The 18,614-nt window shown below is 67.4% G+C and carries 18 protein-coding genes; 4 read left to right on the plus strand and 14 right to left on the minus strand.

The window, feature by feature from the left end; translation table 11 throughout:
• Positions 1-4: 4 nt before the first annotated feature.
• Positions 5-625 carry a DUF5701 family protein gene (locus OU11_RS03095; RefSeq protein WP_033514428.1) on the minus strand — a complete coding sequence of 207 codons (621 nt, stop codon included), beginning with the start codon at positions 623-625 and terminating at the stop codon, positions 5-7.
• A 118-nt stretch (positions 626-743) separates the two neighbouring features.
• On the opposite strand from OU11_RS03095, the gene asd reads away from it, so the two are divergent.
• On the plus strand, positions 744-1,838 hold the full coding sequence (gene asd, locus OU11_RS03100) for an aspartate-semialdehyde dehydrogenase (RefSeq protein WP_033514429.1): 1,095 nt from the start codon (positions 744-746) through the stop codon (positions 1,836-1,838).
• Positions 1,839-1,903: 65 nt separating this feature from the next.
• Here asd and OU11_RS03105 read toward each other — a convergent pair whose 3' ends face one another.
• The 12 genes from OU11_RS03105 to OU11_RS03160 all read right to left on the minus strand — a co-directional run bounded on the left by OU11_RS03105 (position 1,904) and on the right by OU11_RS03160 (position 12,271).
• Positions 1,904-2,470, minus strand: a complete 567-nt coding sequence (locus OU11_RS03105; RefSeq protein ID WP_033514430.1) for an ACT domain-containing protein — start codon at positions 2,468-2,470, stop codon at positions 1,904-1,906.
• Between the two features lie 30 nt (positions 2,471-2,500).
• Positions 2,501-3,265: an aspartate kinase gene (locus tag OU11_RS03110; protein ID WP_034887818.1), complete on the minus strand. Its 765-nt coding sequence runs from the start codon at positions 3,263-3,265 to the stop codon at positions 2,501-2,503.
• 112 nt (positions 3,266-3,377) lie between these two features.
• On the minus strand, positions 3,378-3,983 hold the full coding sequence (recR, locus tag OU11_RS03115) for a recombination mediator RecR (protein WP_033514431.1): 606 nt from the start codon (positions 3,981-3,983) through the stop codon (positions 3,378-3,380).
• A gap of 36 nt (positions 3,984-4,019) precedes the next feature.
• Positions 4,020-6,527 carry a DNA polymerase III subunit gamma/tau gene (dnaX, locus tag OU11_RS03120; RefSeq protein ID WP_033514432.1) on the minus strand — a complete coding sequence of 836 codons (2,508 nt, stop codon included), beginning with the start codon at positions 6,525-6,527 and terminating at the stop codon, positions 4,020-4,022.
• Positions 6,528-6,681: 154 nt separating this feature from the next.
• The gene (locus OU11_RS03125; RefSeq protein ID WP_033514433.1) at positions 6,682-7,758 is read right to left on the minus strand and encodes a diacylglycerol/lipid kinase family protein; all 1,077 of its coding nucleotides are present in this window, start codon (positions 7,756-7,758) and stop codon (positions 6,682-6,684) included.
• A 40-nt stretch (positions 7,759-7,798) separates the two neighbouring features.
• On the minus strand, positions 7,799-8,209 hold the full coding sequence (locus tag OU11_RS03130; protein ID WP_161782752.1) for an Rv3654c family TadE-like protein: 411 nt from the start codon (positions 8,207-8,209) through the stop codon (positions 7,799-7,801).
• A 37-nt stretch (positions 8,210-8,246) separates the two neighbouring features.
• Positions 8,247-8,624 carry a TadE family protein gene (locus tag OU11_RS03135; RefSeq protein ID WP_052122580.1) on the minus strand — a complete coding sequence of 126 codons (378 nt, stop codon included), beginning with the start codon at positions 8,622-8,624 and terminating at the stop codon, positions 8,247-8,249.
• Positions 8,624-8,857 (minus strand): DUF4244 domain-containing protein, encoded by a 234-nt coding sequence (locus OU11_RS03140; RefSeq protein WP_223224129.1) that lies wholly within the window; start codon positions 8,855-8,857, stop codon positions 8,624-8,626. The genes OU11_RS03135 and OU11_RS03140 overlap by 1 nt, the downstream gene beginning before the upstream one ends.
• A gap of 313 nt (positions 8,858-9,170) precedes the next feature.
• Positions 9,171-9,758 (minus strand): type II secretion system F family protein, encoded by a 588-nt coding sequence (locus OU11_RS03145; RefSeq protein WP_223224124.1) that lies wholly within the window; start codon positions 9,756-9,758, stop codon positions 9,171-9,173.
• Positions 9,716-10,228: a type II secretion system F family protein gene (locus tag OU11_RS03150; protein ID WP_161782753.1), complete on the minus strand. Its 513-nt coding sequence runs from the start codon at positions 10,226-10,228 to the stop codon at positions 9,716-9,718. The genes OU11_RS03145 and OU11_RS03150 overlap by 43 nt, the downstream gene beginning before the upstream one ends.
• A gap of 137 nt (positions 10,229-10,365) precedes the next feature.
• Entirely contained in the window at positions 10,366-11,376 is a 1,011-nt protein-coding gene (locus OU11_RS03155; RefSeq protein ID WP_081963415.1) for a TadA family conjugal transfer-associated ATPase, read from the minus strand.
• Positions 11,369-12,271, minus strand: coding sequence for a CpaE-like family protein (locus OU11_RS03160; protein WP_152597047.1), 903 nt, complete (start codon positions 12,269-12,271; stop codon positions 11,369-11,371). Before OU11_RS03160 ends, OU11_RS03155 begins: the two co-directional genes overlap by 8 nt.
• 733 nt (positions 12,272-13,004) lie before the next feature.
• Here OU11_RS03160 and OU11_RS03165 point away from each other — a divergent pair.
• From OU11_RS03165 to OU11_RS03175, 3 genes are all read left to right on the plus strand, one after another.
• Positions 13,005-15,242: an RNA degradosome polyphosphate kinase gene (locus OU11_RS03165; RefSeq protein ID WP_033514435.1), complete on the plus strand. Its 2,238-nt coding sequence runs from the start codon at positions 13,005-13,007 to the stop codon at positions 15,240-15,242.
• Between the two features lie 105 nt (positions 15,243-15,347).
• A complete protein-coding gene (locus OU11_RS03170) occupies positions 15,348-16,409 on the plus strand; it encodes an NUDIX hydrolase (protein WP_033514436.1) in 1,062 nt (353 codons plus the stop codon).
• A gap of 4 nt (positions 16,410-16,413) precedes the next feature.
• Positions 16,414-17,133, plus strand: coding sequence for a hypothetical protein (locus OU11_RS03175; RefSeq protein WP_033514437.1), 720 nt, complete (start codon positions 16,414-16,416; stop codon positions 17,131-17,133).
• Between the two features lie 420 nt (positions 17,134-17,553).
• Here the strand turns inward: OU11_RS03175 and OU11_RS03185 are convergent, their stop codons facing one another.
• Positions 17,554-18,591 (minus strand): LacI family DNA-binding transcriptional regulator, encoded by a 1,038-nt coding sequence (locus OU11_RS03185; RefSeq protein WP_033514494.1) that lies wholly within the window; start codon positions 18,589-18,591, stop codon positions 17,554-17,556.
• Between the last annotated feature and the right edge of the window lie 23 nt (positions 18,592-18,614).

Genomic DNA, 18,614 nt, shown 5'->3' on the forward strand with positions numbered 1-18,614 from the left:
GGGTTCACGGGAAGAGGCTGACGCCGCGGCGGGCCACGCAGTAGGCGTTGCCCAGCCAGGTGTGGCGGGAGTTGGGCCAGACCGCACCCAGACGAGGGGCGTTCTGGCTCATCCAGATGCTGGGCACGCGTCCGTCCGCGCTGCGGGAGCCGAGCAGGTTGAACCCGTTCTTCTCCAGCAGCCATTCGGGATGCTGGGTGGCGATGGCGAGCCCCTCCTCCAGCGTGAGCGGCAGCCGCTCGTCGGAGTCGATGAGTTTGCGCGCCACATCCGGCTCGCGGTTCACGTAGCAGGTGCCGGTATGCGGATCGACGACCAGGTAGAACGGTCCTTCGGGCGGGGTGAACCCGTCCTGCGGCAGGAAGCTGGCGATGTCGCGCGGCGGCATGGTGGTGAACCCGGCCATGCGGTTGATGCTTGTTCGCGCGATCAGCGATTCCGGCGACACCAGCTCGCGTGTGGGGACGAGCAGGATGTTGCGGCCCAGGTCGCTGTGTTCGAGCGCCGCGATCAGGGGACGGGCGAGCGCGCGGAACGCGGCCTCGCTCATATCGGCCACGTCCGGGTATCCCAACGCCACGATCCGGTCGAGCTGCCTCGACGCCTCTTCCGATGCCTTCGACATGCCTCCAGTATTCCACAACGCCGCACCTGCGGCCAGCATGTGGAAGCGGCGGAAAGCGAAGTTCCCGCTGTCCCCTACAATGAGGGGCACGTCATCCCCATGATTCCAGAGGTGAGATATGTCCGAGAAACTCAAAGTCGGCATCATCGGCGCGACCGGCATGGTCGGCCAGCGGTTCGTGACGCTGCTCGACAACCATCCGTGGTTTGAGGTGACCACGCTTGCCGCCTCCGCCCATTCCGCAGGCAAGACCTATGAGCAGGCCGTGGGCGCCCGCTGGAAGATGGAGACGCCGATGCCGGACTCCGTCAAGAGCATGGTCGTGCAGGATGCCGAGGATGTGGAGGCGGTCGCCGCCGGAGTGGATTTCGTGTTCTCCGCCGTGAACATGCCGAAGGACGAGATCCGCGCGCTGGAGGAACGGTACGCCAGGACCGAAACCCCGGTGGTGTCCAACAATTCCGCGCACCGTTGGACCCCGGATGTGCCGATGGTGGTGCCGGAGATCAATCCGGAACACTACGAGGTCATCAAGTACCAGAAGGCCCGTCTGGGCACCGAGCGCGGTTTCATCGCGGTCAAGCCCAACTGCTCGATCCAGGCGTATACGCCGGCGCTGGCCGCGTGGCGCGAGTTCGAGCCGCGCGAGGTGGTGGTGAGCACCTATCAGGCCATCTCCGGCGCCGGCAAGACCTTCGCCGACTGGCCCGAGATGGAGGGCAACATCATCCCGTTCATCTCCGGCGAGGAGGAGAAGAGCGAGCGCGAACCGCTCCGGGTGTTCGGCCATGTGGACGAGGCCAAGGGCGAGATTGTGCCGTTCGAGGGGCCGCTGCGCATCACCTCGCAGTGCATCCGCGTGCCCGTGCTCAACGGCCATACCGCCACGGTGTTCGTCAACTTCGGCAGGAAGCCGTCCAAGGACGAGCTCATCGACCGGCTGGTCAACTACACGTCCGAGGCGGCGCGGCTGGAACTGCCGCATGCGCCCAAGCAGTTCATCCAGTATCTGACCGAGGACGACCGTCCGCAGGTCCGGCTCGACGTGGACTATGAAGGCGGCATGGGCGTGTCCATCGGCCGTCTGCGCGAGGATACGCTGTTCGATTACAAGTTCGTGGGCCTGGCTCACAACACGCTGCGCGGCGCGGCCGGCGGCGCGCTGGAGAGCGCCGAGATGCTCAAGGCGCTGGGCTACATCGCAGCCAAGTAGCACGCATACGACAGGACCCCCTGATGGGTATCCATCAGGGGGTCCTTCTCTATGATGCAAACGCCTCAGCGGCCGGTGCCGCCGTAGACGACCGCTTCGATCCGGTCGGCGTCCAGCCCGTAGGCGGTGTGCAGGGCGCGCACCGCGTCGTCGAGTTCGGGCAGCGGCACCAGCGCGGCGATGCGGATCTCGGAGGTGGAGATCATCAGCACGTTGATGCCATGCTCGCTCAGCGCGTTGAAGAACTTGGCGGCCACGCCGGAATGCGTCTTCATGCCGACGCCGACCACGGCAACCTTGCCGACGTTGTTGTTGATTTCGAACGCCTGGTAGCCCAGCTCGTCCTGCTTGACCTCCAGCACCTCCTGCACGCTGCGCACGGTGGTCTCCGGCACGGTGAAGGAGATGTCGGCGGTGCCGGTGGAGGCGCCGGCCTGCACGATCATGTCCACGTTCACGCCGGCCTCGGCCAGCTGGGTGAACACCTTGGCCGCCATGCCCGGCTCGTTCGGCACGCCGCGCAGCGTGGCCAGGGCCTCGGTGCGGTCATGCGCCACACCGGAGATGACCGGGGCCTCCGGGCCGAGGTCCGGGAACAGATCGCCCATGGACTTGTTGTCGTTATCGTTCATTGGTCCGCCTTATCCGATGGTGGGTTGTTGTCAGTCGATGTTGGGAAGCGTACGGGGGTCCACGCCGTCCGGCACCACCAGCGTGCCCGGGCGATGGGAGAAGGAGCTGCGCACATGCAGCGGCATCTTGAACCGCTGCGCGTATTCCACGCAGCGCAGGGCCAACACCTTGGAGCCGCAGGATGCCATTTCGGTGATCGAGTCGTAGTCGATGACGGGGATGCGGCGCGCGGTCGGCACGATGCGCGGATCCGCGGTGAAGATGCCGTCCACGTCGGTGTAGATCTCGCAGATGTCGGCATCCAGCGCCACGGCCAGCGCCACGGCCGAGGTGTCGGATCCGCCGCGGCCGAGCGTGGTGGCGTCGCCGCCTTCGTTGACCCCCTGGAAGCCCGCCACGATCGCCACGCTGCCCTTGTTCAGCGCGCGCTGCACGCGATCGGGCTTGACGGCCTTGATGTGGGCGGCGCCGAACTGGGCGTCGGTCATGAACCCGGCCTGCGAACCGGTGAACGAGTAGGCGTGCGAGCCCGCCGCATGGATGGCCATGGCCAGCAGGCTCATCGAGACGCGTTCGCCCGCGGTCATCAGCATGTCCATCTCCCTGGAGGGGGGATTGGAGTCGATGCTGAGCGCCTGGTCGATCAGGTCATCGGTGGTGTCGCCCATGGCGGAGACCACCACGGCCACGTCATGGCCGGCGTTCTTCGTTTCGACGATGCGCCGCGCGACGCGCTTGATCGATTCGGTATCGGCGACGGATGAGCCGCCGTACTTCTGCACGATGAGAGCCACTGTTGATCCATTCTTCCTCTGCGTGATTCCGTCCACGATTCTACGCAGGCGGCACGATTATACGGGGGAGAAAGGGGCGCTACGCGACGAATCCGCCCACGATGCGGACGGCTCAGGCGTCGCGGCGTCCCTCCAGCGCGCGACCGAGCGTGATCTCGTCCGCGTATTCCAGGTCGCCGCCCACCGGCAGGCCGCTCGCCAGACGCGTGACCTGGATGCCCGACGGCCGCAGCAGCGCGGACAGGAATTTGGTGGTCGCCTCCCCTTCGACGTTCGGATTCAGCGCCAGGATGACCTCGCGCACGCCGTCGTCACCTTTCAGGCGTTCCAGCAACGAGGTGATGTTCAGCGATTCCGGTCCGACGCCGGCCATCGGGTTGATTGCGCCGCCGAGTACGTGATACAGGCCGTGGAAGGTCCGCGTGCGTTCGATGCTCATCACGTCCTTGACTTCCTCGACCACGCAGATCACGCCACGGTCGCGCCTGGGATCCACGCAGATCGGGCAGGGGCTGGTCTCGCACACGTTGCCGCACACCTCGCAGAACCGCACCTTGGTCTTGACCTCGTCGATCGCGTCGATCAGCTCCTGCGATTCCTCGCTTGCGGCCGACAGCAGGTAGAACGCGATGCGCTGCGCGCCCTTCGGCCCGATGCCGGGCAGTTTCGCGAACGCGTCGATCAGCCGCTGGATCGCGCCGTCATAGACCAATGCCATCGTTCCGCTCCCTTCGTGTCATTCCCTCGTCGTGGTTCAGCCCATGCCGTGCCTGGGCGGCTGCGCGTTCCTCGGGTTCTTCGGATCATCCGCGGCGAACTCCTCGATCTTCTTGACCTCGAACATCTTCGTCAGCTCGTCCACGCTCAACGCGGTGGCCGTTCCCAACGATTCGTCGTTCAGCGAGTACTCGTCCTCATCCGGGTCGACCTGCGGCACCGGTTGTGCGACCGCTTCCTGCGCGCCGGCCGCGGCGGCCGGCTCTGCGGCCCACGGGTCGTCCGCCACCGGAGGTTCGGCGGCGGCACCCGCGAAGAAATGCCGTTGATGCGCCGTTTCAGGCTGCGATGCCGGGGGGACCACGGCACCGGCCGACGCCGGGGACGTCACCGGCACGGCCTGGGCAACGGGCTGCAGTGCGGGCGGGGGTTGCGCCCAGGGATCGTCGTCATCGCTCAGGTCGGGGACTGCGACGTGCTTATGCCGTTCCGGCGCCGGAGTGACGGGGGTGGCAGGCTCCGGCTGCGCCCACGGGTCGTCATCGGGCAACTGTTCGGCAACGGGTTTCGTGGTGCCGTGATGCCGTGGCGTTTCCGTTGCCCACGGATCATCGGCCGGCAGCTGGTCGACAGGTGCCGGGGCGGCCAGTTGCGCCGACGCGCCTCGGTGACTGGCGTCGTCGGGCTCAGCGGGATCCCCGCCGTCATGGGCCGCATGCCCGCCCGGTTCGGCGGCCGCGCGTCCGGCGGTCATGGCCGCCGTTCCCGCCGCCGCGGCCCCGGCCTTGGCCATGAGGATCTGGGTTTTGATCTGCTTGACCTGTTCGGGGTTCAACCGTTTGATCGGCACCACATGCTCGCCGTTGGCGGCCGTGCCCGTGGGCGCGATCATCGTGCGGGGTCCGAAGGTGCGCCGCACCTCCTCCAGCACCACGTTGGCGGCCTTCTTGCCGCTATGCTCCTCGTCGGTGGCCACCGCCAGCGAGAACGCGTGCTGGCTCAGCGCGCTGTCGAAGGTCATCGACAGGCGACCCTTCCCCGAAGCATCCACGGCATAGGCGACGGTCGGCACCTTGCCGCGGTCCACATACTCGCGGATCTCATCGGGCAGTGCCTTCAGCACGGCCTCCCACTTCTGTTCGGGCGTCCGCGCATCGGCCGCCTGGGATTGTTCGGCGACGCCGTGGTCCGCCGACTGCCCCGAACCGGCCTGCTCCGAGCCTCCGTCGGCCTGTGCGGCGGACGCGGCACCGCCGGCGGCAGCCGCGGCAGCGGCCTCATGCGGTGTCGCGACGGTTGGCTGCCCGCTTGCGGGCGTCTGGGGCTTGCGGTTGCGCGCGGCACCGGCGAATCCGACACGCGCCACAGGTTGGGCGGCCTGTTGGCCGGTATCGGCGACGTTCTGCGGCTGCGCGGCAGCGGGCGCGGCAGACGCGGTCCCCTGCTCGCGTCCGGCCAGCAGGCGCGCGGCCAGCAGCTCCAGACGCATACGCGGCGAGGTGGCACCGGACATCGCACCCAACGTCGTGTTGACCGTCTCGGCCATCGCCGTCAGTTCCGCAAGATTCAGCGCCGCAGCCTGACGGTGCAGTTGGTCCATGTCCTCGGCGGCATCGTCGCCCAACACATGTTCGGCGCGTTCGCCGCCCAGCGTGAGCACCAGCAGGTCGCGCACGCGTGACAGCAGGTCCTCGACGAACCGGCGGGGATCGAATCCGCCGACCACGACCTTCTGCACCACTGCGTACAGCGCCTCGCCGTTCCGGTCGATCACCGCGTCAATCGCCTCGCCGATCAGCGCCTCAGGGGTGAATCCCAACAGCGCGACGGCCGAATCATAGGGGATCGCCCCGTCCACGGCACCGACCATCAGCTGGTCGAGCACCGACAACGTATCGCGCATCGAGCCGCCGCCCGCGCGCATGGCCAGCTTGAGCACGCCGGGTTCCGGTCTGATGCCCTCCTGCTCGCAGATGCGTTCCAGATATGGGCCCATAACCTCCTGCGGCACCAGGCGGAACGGATAGTGGTGGGTGCGCGAGCGGATGGTGCCGATGACCTTCTCCGGCTCGGTGGTCGCGAAGATGAACATCACATGTTCCGGCGGTTCCTCCACGATTTTCAGCAACGCGTTGAACCCCTGCTGGGTGACCATGTGCGCCTCGTCGAGGATGAAGATCTTGTAGCGGTCGCGCGCGGGGGCGAATCCGGCGCGTTCGCGCAGTTCGCGGGCGTCGTCCACACCGTTGTGGCTGGCCGCGTCGATCTCCACCACGTCGATCGAGCCCGGCCCGCCGGTGGCCAGGTCCTTGCAGCTTTCACATTCGCCGCACGGATGCGAGGTGGGCCCCTGCGCGCAGTTCACGCAGCGCGCCAGGATGCGGGCGGAGCTGGTCTTGCCGCAGCCGCGCGGCCCGGAGAACAGGTACGCATGGGTGAGCTTGCCCTGGTCGAGGGCGCGCATCAGCGGCACCGTGACCTGATCCTGCCCGATCACGCCCTCGAAGGTGTCCGGACGATACCGCCGATACAGTGCGAGTGCCATGGCCGCCTGCCTTTCACTTCCCCGTGCCGCCGTATTCAATCTCTAGCGTGTTCACATTACCCCACCGACGGGAACGCGCCGAGGTGGCGGCCCACCTCCGCACGCGCCGCCATGCGGGGCTCGCCGCGGTGCCGGCCGCCGTGCGGCGACGGCCTCACCGGAATTCGCCGGTCAGAAGATCGCGGCCGTCCCGGCGCACGCATACCGAGGACCGGTCATCCAGCCGACGCAGCTGCTGGTCGGCCACCGCCGGGGGCACCAGCACGCGCAGTGCTCGATCCATCGCCGTCACCTTCACGGGCAGTTCGCCCACGTATTCGCCGTCCGCCATCAGCACGGGCGGCACCGGATGGCCGTCGATGCGGGAGATCTCCACGTCGCGCACGCGCCGCCAGCCGAACAGCGGATGCGCGAGCAGCCGTCCGTTGTAGATGTTCGGCACGATTTGGGCGAGCTCCTTCAGCTTCGGCATATGGTCCAGCCACACCAGATCCAGCAGACCGTCATCGAACCGCGAGTACGGCGAGACCTCGATGCCGCCGCCGATATGCCGCGAATTGGCCACGGTCAGCAGCGGCGAGACGATGTCCCGCTCGTCCACACGGCCGTCGGCGAGCGTGGCCCGGATATGGTACCCGTACGACTTGAGCCGTGTCAGTTCCACGCCCACGGCCGCCAGGTACCTCAGTGAGCCGTTCGGCAGATGCGAATGGTTCGCGCGGTCGTTGATGCTGGCGTCCACGCCGCAGGACAGCATGCCCGCATAGTACCGATCGATCGGCGTCGCCTCACCGGCATCGGCCGCTGCGCCGGAACCTACGACATGCCCCATGTCCACGTCCAGACTGCTGCCGGACGCGATGGCGCCGACGATGCCCTCGACCGCGGTTTCGATTCGGTTCACGGGCAGTTCCAGACCTCTGGCGAAGTCGTTGCCCGACCCCACGGCCACGATGCCCAGCGGTTTGCCGCTGCCGCCCACGGCGTTCGCGCCCAAGGCGATCATCCCGTCGCCGCCCACGACCACCAGCGCGTCATAGAGTCGCGCGTGAGCCCGAGCGTTGCTCAGGGATTCCTCGAAACTGGCCCCGGTCAGGTCCATCACCGCGAACCCGTATTCCCGGCCGCGGCGACCGAGCAGGTCGAACACCCGCTCGTAGGCCGCCTCGCCATGGCCCTTGTCCGCGATGGGATTGCCGATGCACGCCACTGTACTGATCGTTTCTGCCATATCGCCACCTTATCCGATGGCTGCGGCGTGCGCCACCGTTTCATGACGATTCGCAGGACACCGGTCCGGCACGGGCGCTCCCCCGCACCGATCCCACGATGGGGACCGTGGTCGGCAACCGTATCGTCACCTGCACATCCTCGCCCTCGACGGCGCATGTCTCCAACGTCGCATGTTGCGTCCGTGCGATGACGCCGGCCACCGTGCAGGGTTCGGCGTTCCCCTGCAGCAGCGACTGCGCCGCGGATACCGCAGCCGTGTCGGCCGTGCCGCGGGCCTTGGCGGCGTCGATCAGCACGGCCCCGCCCGCGGCCGCGGCACCCATCAGCACCGCGACCGCCATGACCAGCATGGCACCGGCCATGGTGCCCGACCCTTCGTCGCAATCGCCCCAACCGCGACCACGACCGCCGACGAGTCGCGGCATCCGCGTCCGCATCCATCCGTCCATGCGTCTTCCCCTTTCGTCCGCAACCGTCCGATATGCGCTATTGCACGACCCCGACGGCATCCGCCGTCACCGTGGTGGGCAGCACCCCCAACGGATCGGGCAGCACCGGGCACGACACGGAGACCCGTACCGTTTCGCCTCCCCGCTGCACCGACACGTCCGCCCCGGATCCCGCCACGGCCTGCGCCGCGCCGACGGGGTCGGACCCGTCCGCCACGACGATCAGCTCCCGTACCGCCACGGCCGCGGCATCCTGGCATGTCATGGATACCGTCACCGTACGCACCAGCGCCAGCAGCACCACCATGATCAGGATGACGGCCGGGAGGATCACCGCGAACTCCGCGGTGACCGCTCCCGTATCCGCCTGCCCCGGGCCGGCACGCCGATGTGCCGGCCCGTTCCCGCGCCCCATCACGCCACGCTCAACGCCTGCTTGACGATATCCGTCAAGAGATTCTTGACCGTGCCGGATTTCAGTAGCGTGACCAGCAGCGCCGCGAAGCCCGTGGCGGCCACCAGCACCACCGCATATTCCGCGGTGGCCGCGCCCTCCTCCGGCTCCTCGGTCAATGTGCGCATCCGCGCGTCCAGCACGCAGATGCGGCGCATCGCCCGTTCCCGCAGTTCCGCAGCCCGTTGCCTCATCGGCGTTCGCATGCCGACGGCCCCCATCGTCTTGCCCATGATGTTCCCCTTTCGTCCGATGTTCCCCGGCCGGCTGACCAGGTGCACTCCACTATGCGCCATCGCGGCGCGCGGCGGGGAGCATTCCCGCCCATGTGGTCGAACGATGGCGGTTATCCACATCCCCGGCGTGTCATCCACCGCCCATCCCGGCAGCAAACGCATACGTCGCGCCGCAATCAACGGAACCATCGCGTCCCGCTCCATGCCGACACCCCGCCCCGAAACGAAGTCCGGACCGATCGAGCGGCGACGAGACCGCGGCCCGGCGGGTTCACGCCAGAAACGACACCACGCACGGGATCACGCCGATACCGATGAACGCCGGCAGAAAACACAGCCCCGTGGGCATCAGCAGGCGAACGGACAATCCGGCGGCATGCCGTTCTATCGTCGCGCGCTCGTCCGCGTCCCACCGCTCGATCGCCACCTGCAACCGTTCCACCGGCGAGCTGCCATGCACCCATGCATCCTCCAATGCGTCGCGTATCGCACGGCAGCATGCCCCGTCACGCCCTTCCCCGTCGCAGGGAATCGACCATGTCCCCCGCCACGGATGCCCCCGCCGCAACGACTCCGCGGCCTGCCGCAGCTGCTGCCCGAGCCCGCCGCCGACAACCGCACCCACCTCGTCCAACGCGGTGGGAATAGATGCCCCCTGCCGGATGACGACGGCCAGCATGCCCAGCACCAGCGTCGGCGAGGGGACGACGTCCCACGAGGGTTCGGCGCGCCGCAACGCAGGATGGGCCCGGCATGGGGCCGTCGCCGCCCATACCGAGCCCGCGGCGGCCATCGCCGCCCCCAACGCCCAACCGATCATCGCCGCACCCCCGAATCGGCCAGCAGAATGCGCAGCCATGCCAATCCGAGCAGATAGCAACACGACCCCAGCAACAGACACGTCACCCCGCCGGCGGAACCGAACAGGAACGCCACGGGATCGGCCCCCAGCAGCATCCCCATACCCAGGGTCACGAACGGCAACGCCGACAACAGACGCACCGTGGCCCGCGGCATCGCGAAGGCGTTGCGGCGCAGATCCTCGGTCATACGCAGCCGCCGGTAGTCGGCGGCGACCACCTCCAGACAGCGGACCGTCTCGCATCCGGACAGCTCACTCAACCGGCAGGCCGCATAGGCCTCAAACGCCACGACCCGCACCTGCGCCGTTGTTTCATCACGGGTCCGCACCCGCTCCAGCACACCGTGCCAACGCCGCAGCGTCGCCGTCCGCGTGGCGAACGGCCGCTCCGCATACCGTTCCAGCGTCTCCGTCACCGTGCCCCCGCCGCGCAGCCGCGCACACACCGATGCGAGCAGCGCCGCCATGCCGCAACGCTCTCGCGCAGCCGCGCCTCCATACGCTCCGCGGAGCATCGACCGCCGCGCTCGTGGCGCCGGCATCAACGCCGCCGCACCGGCCGCCGCGAACACCGCATACCAGAACATCCCCGCCACAGTTCCCGTCATGGCGGACCACCGCACCATCGCCGCACGAACGGCGCCCATGACTGCCCATACGCCACACGAGCGCCGTCCCATACGGCCAGCGGGACGCCGACCAGGCTGCCCCTGTCATAAACCAGGCAGCCGATCTGGGCGATACGGCGGACGCCCCGGTTGCGTTCCAGATGCAGGACCACGTCGAACGCGCCGGCGGCCAACATACCCAACGCCTGCGGAGACAGCCCCGCCAGCAGCCCCAACGAGATCAGGCGGGCCGGCACCCTGGCCACGCCGTCGGCGTGCAGCGTGGTCATGCCGCCATGGTGTCCGGAATTCAATGCGCGCAGCAGGTCGGCAATCTCCTCGCCCCGGCACTCCCCCAACACCACACGGTCCGGCCTCATCCGCAGCGTGGCCTTGACCAGCTCCGGCAACCCCACCGCGCCGGCACCCTCCACATTCGCCTCGCGCGAGACCAGCGACACATGGTCGGGGATGCCCAGCGCGCCCAGTTCACGGACCTCCTCCACCGTAATGATGCGTTCCCGCCGTCCGCATTCCGCCAGCAGCGCCCTCATGAGCGTGGTTTTGCCGCTGCCCGTGCCGCCGGTGATCAGTATCGTCGCGCGGGCGGCCACCAACGCGCGCAGCACGGGCAGCCAGGCACCCGGCATCAGACCGCGCACGGCCAACGCCGCCAGTTTAGGGACACCGCATTCGGGGAATCGGATGGAGATCGCCGCACCCTGCGGCACCAACGGCGCGATGACCGCATGCACCCTGACGCCGCCGACCGTCGACGCGTCGGCGATCGGGCAGGCGTCATCCAGACGCCGGCCAAGCTGCGCGCACAGTTGCACGGCGTAGTCACGCACCGTCTGCGGCGACCGGAAGGCGATGCGCGGATGGAACTCGGTCATACCGTCACCCGCGTCGACCCACACACGGCCGTCGCAGGTCACCGCCACGTCGGTGACCGCGGGGTCACGGGCCAGATCCTCCAGCGGCCCCAACATCAGCCGATCAGTCATCGTCCCGCCCCGCCAACGTCATCGCCTCGACGTAATCGGCCAGTACCCCGATGGCGCGGCGGTTATGGCGCGTCGACGTTCGGATGCCCAGCCCCGCGAGCATGTCCCCGTGCAGACGCCGGTCATACCGCAGGCTGACGTCCACGGACCGGTCCAGGTAGTCCTCCGCTTCGGCCACGCTCACCGCGCCGCGCACAGCCGAGCCGCGGGGCTCGACGCCGACCAGGATCACGTCCTTGCCGGCGCCTCCCGCCGACCGGTCGAGCCATCCCCGCGCGCGGGCCAGTCCCAATACCGACAGTTCGCACACCAGCACCGACATCCCGGCCACCAAATCGGGTATCCGCACCGACGCCGGCGTTCGCCCGATGTCGGCGATGACCACGCGATTGGCTTCGCACAGCGCGCGCACCACGGCGCCGGCCTGCCATGGATCGGGGGCCGCACCGTTCCATGAGTCGAACGCCAGCACGCCGACATGCCCCCAATGCGGCAGTTCATGGTTCAGCGAGCGCCCGTCAATGCTGCCGAGCGGAGCATCGACCGACTCGAAGCGCACGCCCGGTTCACCTTCCAATCCGAGCAGCACGTCGATGCCACCCGCGTCGAAATCGGCGTCGACCAGCGCGCAACGGCGATTGCGACGGTCCAGTTCCGCCGTCATCAGCGCGGCCACCGTGCTTGCCCCGATGCCGCCGCCGGCTGCGGCGACCGTCACCAGATTGGCGCATCGCGTGGCGGTGGCGAGCGCGGGGCCCGCGGAGGCACCCGTGCAACGGCGTGCGGCCGGACGCCGGACGGGGGCACGCGACGGCGCGACGGCGACGGACGACGTGCCACGGCGGCCCGTCGAACGGCCACCGACTGTTGGATATGCTGTAGGTTTCGTGGACATATGACGATTGAACGGCCGGCGGAGCGCGCGGACAAGGCCGCTGAGGCGATGTGGTCGAACGCCGGCGGTTATCCACACCCCCGGCGTGTTATCCCCATCCGCAAGACGGCGGATAATACGAAAAGACCCGCCGAAGCGGGTCTTTCGCCAAGTCCAACGCGGTGGAATCGCAACACAACATCATCGTTGTAACGGTAAGTCTTTCCAATGCCCGTCCAACGTAACAGTCCTTTGTGACCATACACTTTTGTGGGCTTCCACCTGTTAAGTTGTCCTTGTACTTGCCATTATGCTCAGCTTGGGCGTGACCGCAACCCGCAATCGTCGAATGTGCGCATTTTTGCCAAAGTGTGCGGCAAACGAACACAATCATCTCGACCATGGCGGTTCGCGTCATCATCGAACGGGTTTACTGTTCGTTCCTGTGCGCTTCCCCGACCCCGGCGGCGTGTCGCCGCACGGCGCCCCGACCCAACGTCACGCATGGGGATCCCCACGCATCCGGACACCATCCCGGCCACGGCGGGGACATCCCACCATGCAGACGCGCGCGAACCAGCTGGTCGAGGACGAGGAATGGGACGTCCTGCGTCCCACCATGCGGACGCGTGCGAACGCCATTCACGGCGGAAACGCCCGATTATGCCCGCCATGCGACATGTTATGTAAACAGAGGTTAAATTCTTGCGATTTCGCGTGCGCCGCAATCGTTGTCATTCTAAAGTAGAGAGCTATGGCACAGATATTCGACGCATCATCGAAGGCGATCCTGCGCAGCCAAATCGCTGAGCACATCGCCGAAACCGATAAGGACGACAAACGCGAGGCTCGCGACGGCGAGGCCCCGCTGCCCGATGACCGCTTCTTTGAGCGCGAGCTGAGCTGGCTCAAGTTCAACTGGCGTGTAATGGAGCTCGCCCAGGATGAGAGCCTGCCGCTGATCGAACGCGCCAGCTTCGCCGCGATCTTCGCCTCCAACCTGGACGAGTTCTTCATGGTCCGCGTGGCCGGCCTGAAGCGCCGCATCGACACCGGCATCGCCGTGACCTCCTCGAGCGGCATGAGCCCGCGCCAGCTGATCCGCTCCCTGAGCGAGCAGGCGCACGTCATGCAGGACGAGCACGCCCACTACGTGGTGGATACGCTGCTGCCGGCCCTGGCCGACGAGCGCATCGTGCTGCTCAACTGGGACCAGCTGACCACCGCCGAGCAGGAGCGTCTCTCCCGCTACTACCGCCAGCAGGTGTTCCCGGTCCTGACGCCGTTGGGTGTGGACCCGGCCCACCCGTTCCCGTACGTCTCCGGCAAGTCGCTGAACCTGGCCGTCATCGTGGAGAACCCCACGTCCGGCAAGTCGCACTTCGCCCGTGTGAAGATCCCGGACAACCTCAATCGCCTGGTGCCGGTCGACGACCGCACCGACGAGGAGGGCGCCGAGGAGCGCTACGGATTCATCACGATGGAGAACCTGATCATCGCGCACCTGGAATCGCTGTTCCCGGGCATGATCATCAAGGAGGCCCGCTCCTTCCGCGTGACCCGTAACGAGGACATCGACGTGGAGGAGGACGACGCCGAGAACCTGCTCAACGCGATGGAGAAGGAACTGCTGCGCCGCCGCTTCGGACCGCCGATCCGTCTGGAGATCTCCGACGCGACCAGCCCGTTCCTCTCGCAGCTGCTCGCCGACCAGCTCGGCGTGACCAGCGACGAGGTCTACCGTCTGCCCGCCCCGCTGGATATGACCGTGCTGTTCGAGCTCGGCGGCATCGACCGTCCGGACCTGAAGTACCGTCCGTTCGTGCCGACCACGAACCGCCAGATCGCCGAGGTCGAGTCCAGCCGTGCGCAGGACATCTTCGCGGCGATCCGTCAGCACGACATCCTGCTGCACCACCCCTACGACTCGTTCTCGACCTCCGTGCAGGCGTTCCTGGCGCAGGCCGCGGCCGATCCGAAGGTGCTGGCCATCAAGCAGACGCTGTACCGTACCTCCAGCAAGTCCCCGATCATCGACGCGCTGATCGACGCCGCCCACGCCGGCAAGCAGGTGCTGGCGCTGGTCGAGATTAAGGCCCGCTTCGATGAGGACGCGAACATCGCTTGGGCGCGCAAGCTCGAACGGGCCGGCGTGCACGTGGTCTACGGCATCGTGGGCCTGAAGACCCACTGCAAGATCTCGCTGGTGGTGCGCCAGGAGGCCGATGGACTCAAGCGCTACTGCCATGTGGGCACCGGCAACTACAACCCGAAGACCGCCCGCCAGTACACCGATCTGGGTCTGCTGACCTGCGACCCGGTGGTCGGCCAGGATCTGACCCGCTTGTTCAACCAGCTGTCGGGGTACGCCCCCAAGTCGAGCTTCCACCGTCTGCTCGTGGCGCCGCGCACCATCCGCACCGGACTGATCCAGCGCATCCGCCGCGAGGAGGACGCCGCACGCGCCGGCAAGGAGGCCTGGATCAAGATCAAGGTCAACGCGATCGTGGACGAGAAGACCATCGACGCGCTGTACCGCGCCAGCCAGGCCGGCGTCAAGATCGACATCGTGGAACGCGGCATCTGCGCGATCAAGCCGGGCGTGCCCGGACTGAGCGAGAACATCCGCGTCCGTTCGATCCTCGGCCGATTCCTGGAACACAGCCGCATCTACGCCTTCTGCAACTCCGACGGCCCGCAGATCGGCGAGGGTCCTGTCTCCGGCCCGGAGGTGTGGATCGGCTCGGCCGACCTGATGCACCGCAACCTGGACCGCCGTGTCGAGGCGCTGGTGCGCATCACCGACCCGGACCAGATCAACGAGCTGATCAACTACGTGGACCTGCAGATGGCCGACAGCACCGCCTCGTGGCACATGCAGCCCGACGGCACGTATATCCGCCACTCCCGCGACGAGGAGGGACGCCCGCTGGTCGACAGCCAGGACTATCTGATCAAGCGGCATCAGCGCCGTCCGCGCGGCAATAGCTGACATCCGACCCGCAACTCGCACGATGGCCGGCCCCACGGGGTCGGCCATCGTCGTTTCTCGAGAAAACTACGTAGCCACAACCGGGAGTGACCTACAATGAGTGGAATGGGCAACAAAGTCAGACGAGTCGTGGAGGCGGCGGGCGGCATCCTGTACCGCTGGCGTCCGGAGGCGGACGTCGCCTCATGCACCGACGACCTCGATAATCTGCAGGTCTGCATCGTGCACCGGCCCAAGTACGACGACTGGAGCTGGCCCAAGGGCAAGCTCGACCCCAACGAATCGCATCGCCACGCCGCCGTGCGCGAACTCGGCGAAGAGACCGGCATCACCGTGGAACTCGGCCCCTACCTTGGCGAGGTGGAGTACCCGCTGTCCGAGGAAGGCAAGAAGACGCGCCGTTCCAAGGACCGCACCGTGGATAGCAAACACGTGATGTTCTGGATGGCACGCCCGATCGACGCGGTCGCCGCCGAACACCTCATCGACGCCTTCGGCCCCGTGCACCGCGCCGACGTCGGCGAGATCGACGGCATCGTCTGGGTATCCGTCCGCGAGGCCCGACGCAAGCTCACCCATTCCACCGGCAAGGACCTGCTGGCGATCTTCGCCGACCGCGTACGCGAGGGCGCGGCACGGTCGCAGGCCGTCATCATCGTGCGCCACGGCAAGGCGGAGGCCCGCAAGGTGTGGAAGGGCACCGACGCGAACCGCCCGATCACGCCGCGCGGCGCCGCCTACGCCTTTGCACTCAACCGCGAGCTGGCCTGCTACAACCCGACACGGCTGGCCACCTCGCCGTGGATGCGATGCCAGGAGACCCTGCAGGTGCTCTCCTGGCAGACCGACCGTCCGATGATCCACATCGACGAGCTGACCGAGGACGCCTTCGCCGAGGACCCCGGTGCCGCATGGCGATGCTTCCGGCGGGAGATCGACGGTGCCCTCGCCGACCGGCAGAACACGGCCATCTGCATGCACCGGCCGGTCATCGGCGGCATGTTCGAACACCTGCGCGCGATGTGCACCACGAAGATCCTCGGCAAACGGCTCATCGCCAAATCGCCGTACATGCCCACCGGCAACGCGATCGTGCTGCACGTCGTCAGCTCCCCCGCCGGCCCACACATCATCGACATCCAGAAGGTGGCACCCATTGTCTACTAGCGCATTGCACTACGGTTCCGGCTCGATCCTGCCCAGCCGCTCCGGATTCGCCGCATCCACGGGCGGGGCGAGGCCGTCGCGCCCGGGACAACTCAGTTCGGCGATCCTGGACGGGCTGGCGGGAGGCTCCGACCCGGAGACGATCCGCGAGCTCAGCCACACCTCGGCGGCCGCGCTGCTCGACCGGGTGCACCATACCGAGGACCCGGCCGTGGTCGAACGCGTGCTGACCCTGGTCGACCATGAGGGCGTGGATATCATCGCGGAACTGTGGAGCCACGCCGAACCCGATTCACTGCCGGGCGTGCTGTGGCGGCTGTATCTGCTGCGCACCTGGATGCGCGACCACAAAGCGGCGATTGCGCGGCTGTGGCGGCTCGGCGAGTCGACCGTGACCTCGGCCTCGGCGATTGCGGGGGTGAACCAGGCGCCGACCGAGGAGGATATCGAGACCACCGCCGATTCGATTCTGGCGGGTGCGTTCACGGGTGATTTCGCCGTGGCGCTGGACCGCGCCGCCGCGTTCACCGACGTGGTGGCCAACGGCCTACGTCTCCAGGCGCGGCACATGGTGGCGGAATACGGCCCCGACGCCGCCTCGGACGAGGAGAAGACGACGCGCACCACGGCCGCGCGACTCCTGCACACCGCAGGCAACCTGTTGAGCACCGCCAAAGTGTTCCGCCACGGGGCCACGCTCTGGCGGCACGGCAAGCTCGAGTAGCGGGCCCCTCATCCCCCATCTTTTGTCTTTTCCGACCTCAACCGACAACAACCATTCGGCTGTGAACGCTCGCACGTCCGTTAAGCCCTGAAAAACCAAAATCGGTCAGACTCGCGCACGGCGTGGCACGGAAGCCGAACCGGTACAATGAAAAGTCGCGTCGGACCGTGCTTAAGCCCCGGGCTCCATTTGTTGCCGCCGCGAGCGGCGTTTGCGCCGACAGGCGCTTTCACGGTCCGGCGTTTCCTTTTCCGTCTCCCGGTTCCCCGAATCATCCGGGAGGCCCAGTCACCGCCCCCCGCGTGCCAAGGTGCAACCTGCGCGAACTGGGTGGGCAAGGTGCTCTGGTGCACCGGCCCCGGGTATACCAACCGTGCGGCCTCGCGTCCGGAGCCGGCGGAACATCCAACGCAGCGATTCCTAACGCGTGGACGCGCGGCGAACCAGATCGAACGAGGTGACGTACTTGCGAGCCGGCACGGCCGACCCCTCGATGCGGGCGATCAGCATATCCACCGCATGCCGGGCGAAATCATCCACATGCGGATCGATCGACGTCAATCCAGGCATGCAGTACTCGGCATCCGGCACGTTGTCGAAACCGACGACCTGCACATCCTGCGGCACCCGCACGCCGCGCCGCTGCAGCTCGTGGATCACGCCGATCGCCAACGCGTCGTTCAGGCACATGATCGCATCGGGCATCGGCACGTCCGCATCGTCCAGCAGATGCGCCACCGCATCACGGCCGCCGGACTGCACCCATGTGGCGTTGCGCACCAGCCGCCAATCGACCTGCAGACCGCGCTCCTCATGCGCCTGGCAATACCCACGCGTACGCTGCGTGCTGGTCGTCTCCGGCAGCGACTCATCCGCCACATCCGGACAAGCGTTCTCCGCGGTGCCGCCAATCAATGCGATGCGCCGGCATCCGGAATCCAGCAGCGCCCCCACCGCCGTGCGTACGGCTTCGACGTTCGGCATCGTCGCCCAATCCGTCAACCCACGCGTATCGTAATCGCCCACGACCACCAACGGGTAGGGCTGCTTCAGCACGGAAGCGCTGATGTCGTCGGGCGAGCCGACGAAGAAGATCCAGCCGTCCGCGGCGAGTTTCTTCGTCTCCGGAATCACCTGCTCGAGACCGCCGGCACCGCTGTACGTGTCGGTGATGACGGCGTAGCCGCGGGCCCGCGCCGCGGTCACCACGCTGTTGGCAAGATACGGGATGAACGGCTGGCAGAAATCGCTGATCGCCAAGCCGATGAGTTGGGTGCCGCCGGTCTTCATGGCGCGGGCCGACACATTGACCCGATAGCCGAGACGCTCGATGGCCTCCTGAACGCGCGCGCGGGTCTCCGGTCGCATGCTGCCGGTGTTGTTCAGCACGTTCGACACCGTTTTGATGGAGACTCCCGTCTCACGTGCCACATCGGTGATGGTTACTCGCTTCGCCACGGCACCCCTCTCGTCGCACCATC

The organism is Bifidobacterium pullorum DSM 20433, assembly GCF_000771405.1.
Lineage (GTDB): Bacteria > Actinomycetota > Actinomycetes > Actinomycetales > Bifidobacteriaceae > Bifidobacterium > Bifidobacterium pullorum.

Bases quoted from the DNA above. Each gene is read 5' to 3' on its own strand.
- OU11_RS03155 (WP_081963415.1), bottom strand. From the start codon at position 11,376: ATGACTGATCGGCTGATGTTGGGGCCGCTGGAGGATCTGGCCCGTGAC.
- OU11_RS03150 (WP_161782753.1), bottom strand. From the start codon at position 10,228: ATGGCGGCGCTGCTCGCATCGGTGTGTGCGCGGCTGCGCGGCGGGGGC.
- dnaX (WP_033514432.1), bottom strand. From the start codon at position 6,527: ATGGCACTCGCACTGTATCGGCGGTATCGTCCGGACACCTTCGAGGGC.
- OU11_RS03160 (WP_152597047.1), bottom strand. From the start codon at position 12,271: ATGTCCACGAAACCTACAGCATATCCAACAGTCGGTGGCCGTTCGACG.
- OU11_RS03145 (WP_223224124.1), bottom strand. From the start codon at position 9,758: ATGGCTGCGCATTCTGCTGGCCGATTCGGGGGTGCGGCGATGATCGGT.
- OU11_RS03170 (WP_033514436.1), top strand. From the start codon at position 15,348: ATGGGCAACAAAGTCAGACGAGTCGTGGAGGCGGCGGGCGGCATCCTG.
- OU11_RS03135 (WP_052122580.1), bottom strand. From the start codon at position 8,624: ATGGGGCGCGGGAACGGGCCGGCACATCGGCGTGCCGGCCCGGGGCAG.
- asd (WP_033514429.1), top strand. From the start codon at position 744: ATGTCCGAGAAACTCAAAGTCGGCATCATCGGCGCGACCGGCATGGTC.
- OU11_RS03125 (WP_033514433.1), bottom strand. From the start codon at position 7,758: ATGGCAGAAACGATCAGTACAGTGGCGTGCATCGGCAATCCCATCGCG.
- recR (WP_033514431.1), bottom strand. From the start codon at position 3,983: ATGGCATTGGTCTATGACGGCGCGATCCAGCGGCTGATCGACGCGTTC.
- OU11_RS03165 (WP_033514435.1), top strand. From the start codon at position 13,005: ATGGCACAGATATTCGACGCATCATCGAAGGCGATCCTGCGCAGCCAA.
- OU11_RS03140 (WP_223224129.1), bottom strand. From the start codon at position 8,857: ATGAGGCAACGGGCTGCGGAACTGCGGGAACGGGCGATGCGCCGCATC.
- OU11_RS03105 (WP_033514430.1), bottom strand. From the start codon at position 2,470: ATGAACGATAACGACAACAAGTCCATGGGCGATCTGTTCCCGGACCTC.
- OU11_RS03130 (WP_161782752.1), bottom strand. From the start codon at position 8,209: ATGGACGGATGGATGCGGACGCGGATGCCGCGACTCGTCGGCGGTCGT.
- OU11_RS03095 (WP_033514428.1), bottom strand. From the start codon at position 625: ATGTCGAAGGCATCGGAAGAGGCGTCGAGGCAGCTCGACCGGATCGTG.